The 12740-nt window shown below is 52.7% G+C and carries 10 protein-coding genes; 5 read left to right on the top strand and 5 right to left on the bottom strand.

Annotation, left to right across the window (positions count from 1 at the left end; genetic code table 11):
* The coding region (locus tag ACXADZ_RS23070; RefSeq protein ID WP_475200303.1) for a glycosyltransferase at positions 1-648 on the top strand (648 nt) is incomplete at its 5' end.
* 59 nt (positions 649-707) lie between these two features.
* Here the strand turns inward: ACXADZ_RS23070 and xrtD are convergent.
* From xrtD to ACXADZ_RS23045, 5 genes are all read right to left on the bottom strand, one after another.
* Positions 708-2327, bottom strand: coding sequence for a VPLPA-CTERM-specific exosortase XrtD (xrtD, locus tag ACXADZ_RS23065; RefSeq protein ID WP_475200300.1), 1620 nt, complete (start codon positions 2325-2327; stop codon positions 708-710).
* Positions 2328-2461: 134 nt separating this feature from the next.
* Complete coding sequence (locus ACXADZ_RS23060) at positions 2462-3646, bottom strand: hypothetical protein (protein ID WP_475200297.1); 1185 nt, start codon at positions 3644-3646, stop codon at positions 2462-2464.
* Positions 3647-3996: 350 nt separating this feature from the next.
* Entirely contained in the window at positions 3997-4608 is a 612-nt protein-coding gene (locus tag ACXADZ_RS23055; protein ID WP_475200294.1) for a polysaccharide biosynthesis/export family protein, read from the bottom strand.
* Between the two features lie 114 nt (positions 4609-4722).
* Positions 4723-7173 carry a tetratricopeptide repeat protein gene (locus ACXADZ_RS23050; protein ID WP_475200292.1) on the bottom strand — a complete coding sequence of 817 codons (2451 nt, stop codon included), beginning with the start codon at positions 7171-7173 and terminating at the stop codon, positions 4723-4725.
* Between the two features lie 67 nt (positions 7174-7240).
* On the bottom strand, positions 7241-7930 hold the full coding sequence (locus ACXADZ_RS23045) for a sugar transferase (RefSeq protein WP_475200290.1): 690 nt from the start codon (positions 7928-7930) through the stop codon (positions 7241-7243).
* Between the two features lie 430 nt (positions 7931-8360).
* Between ACXADZ_RS23045 and ACXADZ_RS23040 the strand changes: the two genes are divergently transcribed.
* From ACXADZ_RS23040 to ACXADZ_RS23025, 4 genes are read left to right on the top strand one after another with little or no spacing between them, the layout of a single operon-like run.
* Positions 8361-9443: an ExeA family protein gene (locus ACXADZ_RS23040; protein ID WP_475200288.1), complete on the top strand. Its 1083-nt coding sequence runs from the start codon at positions 8361-8363 to the stop codon at positions 9441-9443.
* A 1-nt stretch (position 9444) separates the two neighbouring features.
* Positions 9445-10986 carry a GumC family protein gene (locus ACXADZ_RS23035; RefSeq protein ID WP_475200286.1) on the top strand — a complete coding sequence of 514 codons (1542 nt, stop codon included), beginning with the start codon at positions 9445-9447 and terminating at the stop codon, positions 10984-10986.
* Positions 10987-11017: 31 nt separating this feature from the next.
* Positions 11018-11845 carry a CpsD/CapB family tyrosine-protein kinase gene (locus ACXADZ_RS23030; RefSeq protein WP_475200284.1) on the top strand — a complete coding sequence of 276 codons (828 nt, stop codon included), beginning with the start codon at positions 11018-11020 and terminating at the stop codon, positions 11843-11845.
* Positions 11826-12710 (top strand): glycosyltransferase family 2 protein, encoded by an 885-nt coding sequence (locus tag ACXADZ_RS23025; protein ID WP_475200280.1) that lies wholly within the window; start codon positions 11826-11828, stop codon positions 12708-12710. Before ACXADZ_RS23030 ends, ACXADZ_RS23025 begins: the two co-directional genes overlap by 20 nt.
* Positions 12711-12740 lie beyond the last annotated feature (30 nt).

Genomic DNA, 12740 nt, shown 5'->3' with positions numbered 1-12740 from the left:
CCCGAGGATGTGTTTATCGTCCGCTCAGGCCCCGATCTCAGCCGGTTGCAGCACCTGCCGCCGAACCCGGACTGGCGCAATGGGCGCAAATATATGGTCGGCTATGTCGGCGTCATGGGCGATCAGGAAGGCATCGATCTGCTGCTGGAATCCGTGGCGCATCTGGTGCAGGTTCAGGGGCGCGACGACATTCAGTTCTGCCTTGTGGGCGGCGGCCCCAGCCTGGACAAGCTGAAGCAGCAATCCTTCGATATGGGCCTGTCGGACTATGTCACTTTCACCGGCCGCGCGCCGGATCAGAATCTGTTCGAAATCCTGTCGACCGCCGATGTCTGCGTGAACCCGGACCGGGTGAACGAGATGAACGACAAATCCACCATGAACAAGATTCTCGAATACATGGCGTTCGAGAAACCCATCGTTCAGTTCGACGTGACCGAAGGGCGGTTCTCGGCGCAGGAGGCCTCGCTATATGCCAAGGCCAATGATCCAGTGGACATGGCCGACAAGATCACCGAACTGCTGGCGGATGACGAGCGCCGCGCTGCCATGGGCCGCTATGGGCGTGCAAGGGTCGAGGCCGAGATGGCCTGGCCCCATCAGGTGCCCGCGCTAATTACAGCGTATAAGCGGATCTGGAAGGGCTAAAGCGCAATCCGAAAAGTGAAAACTGGTTTTCGGATTATATTGCGCACTACTTCAAAGGCTTAGAACGGCACGAATTGCGGCAAGCGGTTCAGGCTGGGTTCCATGAACCGCTGCAGCCTTGCATCCGCATCCGCTTCGGTTTCACCGGGCAGGATCGGGGTCACAAAGCGGACCAAGGCACCATCGGTGCGGCCCATAGTGAAACCGTCCTGGATAACGCTCAACTTGGCGCGGAAATCGTTGACCATACGTTTGCCGCGCTGTTCGAACCAGTAATAGACCAGCTGTTTTGACAGCTCTTTCTGGATCACCGCGCGATTTACGGTGAAGCTGCCATAAGGTGTGTCGCCCGGGTTGATCTCATAAGGCTCCAGGCTGAAGATTTCCCAACCGCCAACTGGCAGGCAAACCTCGGGCGAATGAATGCCGTCACCATCGGTCTGTTTGTTGTAGAAGGCCACGAACATGTTCACGAAATCGCCCGATCCGCTGTCGATATAGGTGGCATGAAGATAGTCGCTGGCACCCAGCGTCCGTTCGACATTTGGATCAAGGCTGGTGGGTGAACCCGACCAGTCGCCCAATTGACGCGGATAAAGCACAAACGGGTCACGCTCGATTGGCTTTACCTCCGAGGCGGGCCGCAAGGTCCATGCGGTTGAAACCGCTAGCGTCAGAAGGGCTGCGACAGCCAGCGCCACCGATGCGCGAATACCAAAGATACGCAACGCAACTGTGCCCAGCCCCTGCGTGTCCAGATCGATTGTTTCGGCAAAAGGCTGCGGGTTAGGGGCCAGACGCTGCAACCCGATGGCCATCAGGAACAGAATGGCCACGCAAAGTATGAAGATGATCCAGCCTTCGAAGAAATGCATGAAGCCTTCGGCATGTTCGATGCCGTGGTGGTTGACCAGAACTCCGATCACACCGATGCGGATCGAGTTCATCAGCACGGTCAGCGGAGCGGCCGAGACCAGCAGAACCACCTTGTGCCAGATCGGACCGCGGTAGAGCAGGGCAAAGAGATACGAGAAGCTGAGGATCGGGAACAGGTAACGCAGGCCCGAACAGGCCTCGGCCACCTGCAGCTTGTAGACGCCCAGATCGATGATGTTGCCTTCGATAAAGACCGAAACACCGGCCAGTTGTACGAACCACACGCCCAGCTCGGATGAAATCCATTGCAGGAAGATCGTGAGCTTCCAATAGACGAACTGCGGCAGAGGCAGCATGAACACTAGGTGTAGCACGGGCAGCTGATGGTATTTGCCCCGCTGCCACCCGAATACGGTCAGCATAACGCCACCGGTCCAGATGATCATAGCATAGGTGACGATATCGGGGATGCGGGCCAGATTGCCCAGAACGGCTATGACCAGTGCAACCGTGATCACCAGAATACCGGGCCAGCGGTCATGAACGCCCGGATTGGGTGGAGGCATATCCCGCAATTCACGTAGGAAAAGATACAGCGAAATGATTGGAATCAGTGGTCCATGGCTGTATTCCGGGGTGCTCCACGCAGCCCCAAGCGACACGATGCCAATCCAGAAGATTGGGATCGATCCCAGCAGCAGTAGGACAATCCAAAACAGCCCCGTTGCGTTGATCGTCGGCAGGGCAGTTTGGGCCGTCTCAGGTACTTTGCTACAGCGATCTTTCGAATCGAGGCGATGCATCATTGCTCATCATGCATAATAAAGTTTTATCTTGAATTACGTGGGTTGCGGATCGCAAGATTTTGAACGGATTCCGGTACAATAGAAGCTCTCTGGTGGCATTTGTTCGGTATTGGAAATCGCCCTGGCGAGGTTCAGGGTTTGAGCGTGAAACGCCGCCCGAGTGTTAGGAAGACTGCGTTTGAAGAAGCCTTAAAGCCATTCTGATCATCCATCTCATATTGGTACCCTATGTTCATCGCCCAGTCCTTTGTGATCGCTCGGGTGTAGGAGGCGTTGAACGTGCCGCGCTGACGTGGGTTAGCGGGGCCAGACCCTTCATTTTCTTGGTCGATGAAGCTGAGGTTGAAAGACAGGCCAGAGAGCGGGTTGATGAGATAGTCATATGTCAGGAAGGCGACTGTTTGACGAGTTTCCACACTCTGAGTGCTGGTGCCTACCCGGCGTTGAATCGTTGCCCCAATCCGAGAACTGGCCAGCTGGTAGCTGTAGTCAATCTGTCCGATTGGAGTGACTTCGTCAAATGGCCCCCGGGTAAACCCGATATTGTATCCGAATGTTCCGCTAGCTCGTTGGTAACCTCGACCAAAAGTGGCGTTGATTCTGGTTCCGTTGACGCCGAAGGTCTGGTCAAACTGAACATCTGCGGTCCCATCTGGCAGCGTTTTGTTCCATGCAAAGCTCCAAACAAAGCTTTCTGTTACATTATTTGTATTGGTCGCGCGTTGTGTGTCGTCGACTTGGCTGTAGCCAACATTTGCACTAAGTGTCGTGATGGAAGAGATGTTGTATGTACCGCCTGTCGACACGACCGTCGTTTTTCGGTCGGTCAGTGCATTGTCATCGGCTACAAATTCTCTGTAGTTAACATTCACGTTCCCCTGAAAAACCGGCGAAATCTGCATTAATACTGTTGCGTTGTAATCATCAGCCCTGTTGTCGAACAAGTTCGGATCGATTGTGTTCGTATAGCTGCGTTCGCGGTGGTTGTAGACGAACCGGAAACCCAGGGGATCGTTCAGACCGGTTTGCCAATCCAGATTTCCGCGGGTATTGACCTGATCGCCTATCGTGCCGATTACGTCGGAGGCGTCAATGACACCATCCAAGTTGATGTCGGTCAGCGACCGGTTAAAGGCTAAATCTCTCTCACGATACTCTGCAAGCAAGCTCAGTTGGCTGTTGGCGCGGGTCCGTTGATAGGTCAGCAGTGAAAATGGATCTGCAAAATCGGCATCTGTCCCGATAATCGGCTCATTGGCTATTCGGTATAGCCCAGACAGGTCGAATGTCAGTGTCGAATCCGATGTCTGGTTCACAACCCCCAAAGCCAGCGTATTTTCCCACCATGTGGTGGAGCCAAGCGATGGGTCAGTCAGACGCAGGTTATCATCATGCCTGAGTGAGGAAAGGAAATCCAATGTAACGCTTAGCCCGGTTCCTGTGCCAATTTGTTGACCGGTCTGCCCGACCCGTCGGGCGGGGTTTCTTTGGGCTTGTTGCGAAATGAGTTGCTGGCTGGGTGTTTGCGTGACACGCGAAGACGGAGCCGTAGTTTGTTGCGCAGTAGTTTGCTGTCCGGATGCCGGCGTTAGCGAAGCAACAAGGATAAGCCCGCCGCCCAATGCGGTAAACAGCCTGAATTTGGATTTCCCCACCTGTATCAGCCCTATTCAAACAAGCGGCGGGATGGTACTACAACGACGTCTCCAGTTTTCAGCACTGTATTGCCTCTGATGCCACTGCCCGAGCCGTTATAGTTATAAGTATATTTGTTCATCACGCCTGTTTTACTGTCAGCCCGACGCAATTCAATTCGCTTACGAGCTGCGAAATTGGTCAGGCCGCCGGCCTGCGCCAAAACCTGTAAGATGGTTGTGCCTTCGGCCGCGAGATACTTGCCGGGCACATTGACCTCTCCCATTATAAAGATGTCAATCGTCGGTCCCGTCACGCCAGCCGCACCTGGAATCAGCGATGGCGCGAGCGATGCGATAGAGATAAAAACAGTTGGTGGTGCATTGAAGTTGGATGCCAACGCCGACGACAGAGATGAACTTAGCCCCGTGGTGGATTGGCCTGCAGCTCGAAGCGATCCGGCAAGAGGGAAATTGATGGAACCATCCGGCAGGACCAAAACAGTGCGGTTAAGGGTGGGATCTTCTAGAACCTCTACCTGAAGCGCATCACCCGGTTGAATTTGGTAGTTTTGTGCTGAGGCACTGGTTGCGACTACCAAGGAAATCACAAGAGTGACTATAGTTCCGATTACCGTCCGCATATTCAAATCTCTCACTTTTTTTCTTTATGCCGGTTTCTAGTGTGTAAAACAATTAGTTGTGTTTCCGGAGCCCGTGGTGTGCGGCAGAATTGCAGCGGAAACCGCGTCGGGATGTTATTGCCCCGGGTTTTCTGCGACACTGACCTTTTCAATTTCAGTTTCTAGTGAAGGTGAAACTTCAAGTGTAATGCCTGTTGCTTGCGCCGCCCTGTACGCACGTAAAGCGTCCTCCCGCCTGTCAACGGCGGCATAGGCCTTGCCAAGATGATAAAGAACCTGTGGGTGATCAGGTATCGCTTGCGCTGCGGATTTAAGGTATATCACCGCCTTTTCATAATTTCCCAACCGATAGGCGATCCAGCCGTAGGTGTCCTGGAATGCGGGGTTGCGAGTCCCTTGGAGGCGTCGGGCTATGACATAGGCACGCTGAAGGCTTTCCTCATCGCTGCGATGCGTTGTCAGCAGACTTGCCAAGTTATTGGCGACGACCAGAGAGCGGTTGCTTAGCGGATAAAGCTTTTCATAGACCGCAATAGCTTGGTCCAGTTTTCCGGCGCGTTCGTAATCTGCGGCCTGCAGCATTAGGAGATCGGGGTTTTCGGGCAGTGTATCCAGTGCCTCATTCAAGATGTCACGCGCCTTTTCGTGTTCGTTCTGTCTGTTCGCCAGCATGTGCAGCGACAGCCACGCTCGCGTAGTAGACGGTGCATCCTCAAGGATCGCGCGATAGAGCTGTTCGGCTTCATCGAGTTTATCTTGATTTGCTAAAGCATTGGCCTTGATCAGGCGTACCTGCAGCGAGCCGGGGTTTCTTTCAAGTAGTTCATCAATACGAGCGAACGCGGCATTGGTTTGTCCCAGTGTCAACATCGTGCGGATAAGCGCAATATCAGCTGGCAAGCCGAATTCGGGATCATTTGCCAGTTCGTTTAATAGAGTCGTAAGATCGCTGATCCGATCCTGAGCTGCGAGCATTTGCGCCTTGAGTTCATTAGCCAAACGGCGGGCTTCGGGAGTGTCCAGCTCGCGGATTGACCGCTGTACGGTATCCATGCGATCCCAATCTTGAATGTTCAGGTAAACTTCACCCAGCAAGAACAGGAGTTCGGGCTCTTCCGGGGCTTGGCGGAGCGCATCAAGTAGAACGCGTTCCGCAATTGCCTCATCTCTTTCGACAATCAGGAACCGGGCATACTGCAGTGTCTCCTCCGGCGCGTTCTGAGATACTTCTGTCGCCAGTGCTAGCATTTCACCCATAAGCTGTCGGTCTCCATTGCGCTCATGGGCTTGGGCCATAAGGATCATTAGCTGAGAATCGCGCGGTGCTTGGCCAAGTGCTTCGCGCAAATACAGAATGGCATCGCCGGTATTATCTTCTTCGATCAGCCAGGAGGCTTTGAATTTAATAGCATCCACCTGGGTGGAATCTTCTGCGAGGATCTTTTCAATCAGAGCGCGCGCCTCGTCAGATTCGCCCGCCTGAAACAGGATTCTGGCAAACTCGACTTCATTCTCACGGGTTTGGGTGGTTCTTTCAGCGTTTTCAAGTAACTCCCGCATCTCATCGATCGCGGCATCTTTATCACCGGAACGAAATTTTAGAGCTGCCAGTGCTGTCCGAAACCGGGGAATGTTGGGTCCACCCTGTGCGATGATTGTGTCCATTTCGGCAATCGCCGCTGTGATGCTGCGGTACTCTTCCAGAAACGCGACCAGCCTCTGCGTCGGCATATGGTCTTCGCCCTGCACATTGACCTTGGCACGCAGCATCTGTTCGGCTGCGTCTAGATTGTCCTCATCTATGTAATGCTGCACCAGCATCTGTTCGACGCCTTGATCGTCTGGGAATATCACGGCCATCCGCTTGAGCAGTTCTTCAATTTCGGTTTTTTTGTCAAGCTCTTGCAGGGCACGAAGTCGAATCCCGTAAAGGCTTTCTTGGTCTGGAGCTATGGACAGAGCAGCCCCTGTTTCTTCAAGCACACCCGTCCAATCCTGATCGCGGATTAGGTGATCGATCACGACTTGCCGCGCGGTAATCAGTGCTGGATCGGCCCCAACCATTTTGCGGGCTGTATCAACGGTGAAGTCCACGCCGACAGTGTCGCCGTTTCTGACCGCATCTGTATAGGCCAGCGTATTATTAATGGATTTGATTCCGACATCGTCTGGGGCCAACTCGGCGGCCACTGAGGCGAAACGCCGGACATCTTCCCAATTACCCAATGCTAGAGCCATTTCGGCAAGGCTGCGCTGCCCTTCAAGGTTATCTGGATACTGCTCCACCAGCCGCAGATACTGACCGTAGGCGGCTGATATATTGCCCCTTTCCCGCTGCACTCGTGCAAAGGTTAGCCGGGCTTCCTTATGCTGACCATTCAGCTTAAAGACGTTTTTAAATTCAATCAGCGCGCGTTCCACATCACCAGCTTCCAGATGCGCTAAACCGGCTTGGAAATGCGCCTCTGCCCGTTCTTCTGCCGTGTCGCATGCGCTTAGAAACAAGGTTAGGGCAAGGCAGGTCACTGCTAGTTTTTTGCTGATTGAGGTTCTGGTTTTGCTCATTGCTGTGCTCCAACGTAACTACGAAAGGCACGCAATCATCGAACACGTCCGGTTGCGTGCCCGGGCCTCAGCAGCCGGTGCCACGCAGAACAACTGAGAAGGTCCGAACCACAATGGTGATATCTGTACCAAATGACATGCACTTCCAGTATTCAGTATCGTGATATGCGCGATCGGCGAATGAGGATTGATTGCGTTTGGACACCTGCCATAGCCCCGACAGGCCCGGCCGCATAGAGTAGTAAAATTTTCCGGGATATAGATGCTGCTGGTTCACCATCATCGGGCGTGGGCCGACCATCGACATATCGCCCACTAGGACATTCCAGAACTGCGGCAGTTCATCCATCGAGGTTTTGCGCAGAAAAGTACCGAACTTGATGATGCGTGGGTCATTGCGCAGTTTCTGGTTTCGGCTCCACTCTTCACGCGCTTCGGGATTGGCATCCAGATACTTCTGAAGTACCGCATCAGCGTCATGCACCATTGTGCGGATTTTCAGCATTTTGAAAATCTTGCCGTTCTTGCCAACGCGCTTCTGCCGATAAAACGGCGTCACGCCCTGAAAGGCCAGAAATACGGCCAAAAGCGTAATCATCGGAATGACGAACGGTGCTGCGAGCAATGCAAACGCAACATCAAAGATGCGTTTTCCGGCACCCCTGTAGAACCCCGAATATTGCACTGAGGTTGGCATAACAGAGATGCTAGAGTAGCCCGCGCCAGCGTCGGCCACGTCTTTCGAATGACTTGTCACTATTTAAACCCCCAACACACACTAATACTCACGAACCACTTACCAAACTCAGGAACAGAACACGCTCAACCTCAACTACATATACTAAAAGTCTTGTATTTTTATGTCACTTCGACCCTGCGCTTACTCACTCGCGGGGTCACTTTCCCGTAACCAAGTGTTAACAAATTCAGGTTGGCTTGCAAAACAATAATGCGGACACGCACACCTCAGAGTCACTGAATACAAGCATTTTCTGACGGTATCGTGAAACTTTGCCTGACTGATCTGTTAAAAGTTACCGAACTATCGTTTCTTCTCCGGTAACAATCGATGAAATTTTGTGCTTTTGAGTCTGAAATTGGGCTCTCCGAGGCCTTTTTCCCGTGCTCAGGCCAGATTTCTGCGGCTCCTTCGTCGGGCCTTTTTCTAAAGGTGTAGGTGGAAACAATTGCTGGAAATACTTCTGATTGAGGGGGAAGGCAGGTCAATTCACCGCGTGCGCAGTTTAGTGGTGCCTGCTATCTTGATTTTGTGGCAAAGTCGTACCCAAGTACTTTTTGTTTATGTGACGTGTTCTTTATGTGAAGGATTTCTGGTGGTTCAGAGTATGAGTTCAGATAATCTCCAGAGGGCTGGTGCAAGGTTTGACAAGGCAGAAGGTAACCGAGGTGCAATGGCGTCCAGTGACGGGTTTTATCTAGATTATTTCGGGCTCAACCAGCGGCCCTTCACACTGCTTCCAGATCCTGGGTTTATGTACTGGTCACCGCTGCACAAGCGCGGCTATTCGGTGCTGCAGTTCGGCATAATGAGCTGCGCACCAATCACAGTGCTGACGGGTGAGATCGGGGCCGGAAAAACAACCCTGGTTCAGCATCTTCTCAGTGAAATGGAAGATTCGATCACCGTAGGGCTGATCTCGAATGCGCAAGGCGGTCGAGGAGAGCTGTTACAATGGGTCCTGCATGCTTTAGGCCTGCCAATCGACAACGACGCCCCCTATGTACAGCTGTTCCGGGAATTACAGGATTTCCTCGTCGCGGAATATGCGGAAGGGCGGCGTGTGGTTTTGATTTTCGACGAAGCGCAGAACCTGACCGTCGAAGGTTTGGAAGAAATCCGCATGCTGACCAATATCAATGCAAACACGGATGAGCTGATTCAGCTTGTTCTGGTTGGCCAGCCTGAATTACGCGACATGGTTCTGGACCCTAAGATGCGCCAGCTAACGCAGCGTGTGGCCGCAAGTTTTCATCTGGAGCGGATGGATGAAGCGTCTGTTGAAGCTTATATTGGGCACAGGATGAAAACGGCTGGCGGTTCGGGCGGCGAGTTTTCAAAAGAAGCCTGCGAGCTGATCTTTCAGCAGACCCGCGGTGTTCCTCGCCTGGTAAATCAGTTTTGCGATTTCGCCCTGCTCTACGCTTGGACCAATGAGGCGGAAAGAGTTGATGCGGGAGTTGTAAATCAAGTGATCGATGACGGTGTGTTCTTTGGAGGAAATTCACTCGAGAAGGAGCTGATAGTCTGACATGAGCCCTGTTCGTTATTACTTCTCCATTTTTCTGAGACGACTTCCGTACTTCCTGATTGTCGCAACAATTGTTTCAGCGGTTTCGATCTCGGTGGCGATGACCTTGCCGCCGACTTATGTTTCTAATATGCGGCTAATCGTTGAATCTCCACAAATTCCGGGAAATCTTGCCGCCAGTACGGTCAACACGCCCGCGTTTGAACAGCTACAGATTATTGAACAACGCCTGTTGACACGGCCGGTTCTTCTGGACATTTCACGGAAGTTTGCCGTCTTGCCGGATCAGGAAAATGTTAGTCCTGATGAAATTATAAACGAATTGCGCTCAAAGACACGGATTCGTATCGCTGCGGGTCGCAATCAGGCCAATTTGATGACCATTACATTTGAAGGTCGAACTGGCCAGATTGCGGCTGGTGTTCTGAATGAGTATCTGACTGAAATCCAGAAGCTTGATGTTTCTTACCGCAAGGATCGGGCTTCAGATACATTGGAGTTCTTTGAGCAAGAAGTTGAACGTCTGGGAGATGAACTCGACAAACGCAGTGCGAGTATTCTTCAGTTTCAGAATGAGAACTCGGACGCTCTGCCCACCAGTTTGCAATTCCGCATGGCCCAGCAGGGGTCGTTGCAGACCAGCCTTCAGCAAACTGATCAACAGATTTTCACTCTTCAGACCCAACGCGAAAAGCTGTTGGAAATTTATAGAACAACAGGTCAGATTACGACCGCAGGACAACAGCCTCAAACACAGGCTCAACAACAATTGAGCCAATTACGTAATCAGCTTGACACACAACGAGGGATTTATTCCGAAACTAGCCCGCAGATCAGATTTTTGCGTGGCCGGATTAGCAGCCTGGAAGAAATTGTCGCAGCAGAGCAAGCCACTAGCGCAGCGTCAGCTAGCACCCAAACTGGCAATTCTACGCTCGACCTTCAACTGGCTCAGATCGATTCACAAATTGCAGCCCTCGAAGACCAGCGTGCAGTTACCGAAGAGCGCTTGGAAAAGGTGACGCTGACCATCGATCAAACTCCCGCCAACGCAATCACGCTGGCTGAACTGCAACGGGATCACGCCAATATCCAAGCTCAATACAATACTGCCGTCAGCCGCCTTGCATCGGCCTCGACCGGGGAGCGCATTGAGGTCACTTCACAGGGGCAGCGTATTTCGGTAATAGAACATCCTTCCGTCCCGAGCGCGCCGAGCAAACCGGATCGATTGATGATTGCGGGTGGCGGTACAGCCGCGGGTATAATGATGGGTCTGGGACTTGTTGTTTTGCTGGAGCTCTTGAACCGGGCGGCGCGTCGACCGGAAGACCTAATCAACAAACTGAATGTCTGGCCGATCGCAACCATTCCATACGTTCGGTCTCGGGGCGAAGTGATAAGGCAACGAATTGCTTGGGGGGTGGTAATTCTGGCGATTATGATTGGAGTGCCGGCAGGGGTGTGGGCGTTGCATACTTATTATCTGCCTTTGGATCTGATTGCGGATCAGTTAATCAACAAGTTGGAGGTTTATTGGTGATTTCCGTTCTCATTAAGTCAGGGAGGGTATAGTGGACCGTCTTCAACAGGCGATTCAGAAAGCCCGTGAGGCGCGCGACAGTCGTCAGCCACAACCTTTGCCGTTGACTGGCGAGCAGCGTCATGTTCCCGAGGGGAAAGCTGATGAAGATATCTGGCTGGCTGTGCCAGAGATCAAAATTGAATCACGCCTTATATCACGCAGCCGCCTGATGTCATATCATGCTGGGCCTGCTGCTACGCCCTATGACATGCTGCGAACCAAGATGCTGCAGCAGATTTTATCCAATGGGTGGCGCCGTGTGGCGCTAACCTCTCCTTATAGCGGATGCGGTAAGAGCACAGCGGCGGCGAACTTAGCCTTCAGTCTGGGGCGTCAGGAAGATTTACGCACGATTGTAATCGATTTTGACATGCGCCGCATGGGACTGTCCGAAATTTTAAAACAGACCGGTCCGCACAATATGGCTGACGTGATTCAAGGAAAAGTGCCGTTCCACGAGCACGCATTACGCCACGGCAATAATGTGATTTTTGGGCTAAACTATTCTCCGACGCGCCACCCAGCAGAAATCTTACAAAGTCGTCGGACAATCGAGATGCTTGAGCAGCTTGAAGCGGAATATAAACCCGATATCATTCTCTTCGACACGCCTCCGCTAATGGCAAGTGATGACAGTCATGGGTTCCTGCGAAATGTTGATTGCGCGCTGCTTCTGGCAGCGGCCGAAGAGACAAGCATTGATCATATTGATGTCGCCGAGCAGCAGCTTGCGGAACTTACAAAGGTCATGGGGATTGTTCTAAACAAATGCCGTTATATCAGCGGAGCTTTTGGCAATGAGTACGGCTCCTATTGATCAGTTTTCTGCAGATGCAGTTATCATTCCTCATTATAACGATCTGCCTAGGCTGGCGCGCTGCCTGTCCGCCCTCAAAGAAAATGATTTGACGGATACAGAAGTCGTCGTCGTTGACAATGCGTCGCCAGTTTCCCTGAAGGATATTCAGCAGCTTTTTCCCGAGGTGCGGTTCGTGGTGGAACCTCAAAAGGGTGCGGCCCATGCCCGCAATCGCGGCGTTGCTGAAACCACGGCACAGCGCTTGTTTTTTATCGATGCCGATTGCGTACCGGCGTCTGACTGGTTGACGGTTGGTCGCTCAATTTCTGATCGGGCCGATATGATTGGTGGGCGAGTCGATGTGTTTGATGAAACGCCGGCGCCGCGCAGCGGGGCCGAAGCATTTGAAGCAGTGTTTGCTTTCAACTTTCGCCAATATATCGAGGTCCAGGGCTTTTCTGGCGCAGGCAACCTACTTACGCGGCGTGATGTCTTCGATACGATCGGCGGCTTCATCAATGGCGTGTCCGAAGATCGGGAATGGACCATGCGGGCGGTGGCCCGAGGTTACAGCCTGATCTACGAAGATACATTTCGAGTCAGTCATCCCTCAAGGCAGGATTGGCCTGCACTAAAAGCCAAATGGCGGCGGACGACACAGGAAGCGTACCAGTTAAATGGAAATGGGATGGCCGCACGTTTGCGATGGATGATCCGTGGGCTGGCCATGCCCGCGAGCGCGATCATACATACGCCTAAAGTCATCTCCAGTGGCAAGCTTGCTTCGGCCAGTGAGGTTTTCCTAGCAATCACAACGTTGTTCCGTCTCAGATGCCAGCGGATGATTTGGATGTTGCGCCAAGCAACAGGTGGCACGATCTAATCGGTCCAAAAGAAAAGGGACCGCAAAACG

Source organism: Ruegeria sp. ABM4_193, assembly GCF_056158705.1.
The sequence above is the reverse complement of the archived record's forward strand: the minus strand, read 5'-3'. Positions and strand labels throughout refer to the sequence as shown.

Bases quoted from the DNA above. Each gene is read 5' to 3' on its own strand.
- xrtD (WP_475200300.1), bottom strand. From the start codon at position 2,327: ATGCATCGCCTCGATTCGAAAGATCGCTGTAGCAAAGTACCTGAGACG.
- ACXADZ_RS23055 (WP_475200294.1), bottom strand. From the start codon at position 4,608: ATGCGGACGGTAATCGGAACTATAGTCACTCTTGTGATTTCCTTGGTA.
- ACXADZ_RS23050 (WP_475200292.1), bottom strand. From the start codon at position 7,173: ATGAGCAAAACCAGAACCTCAATCAGCAAAAAACTAGCAGTGACCTGC.
- ACXADZ_RS23035 (WP_475200286.1), top strand. From the start codon at position 9,445: ATGAGCCCTGTTCGTTATTACTTCTCCATTTTTCTGAGACGACTTCCG.
- ACXADZ_RS23025 (WP_475200280.1), top strand. From the start codon at position 11,826: ATGAGTACGGCTCCTATTGATCAGTTTTCTGCAGATGCAGTTATCATT.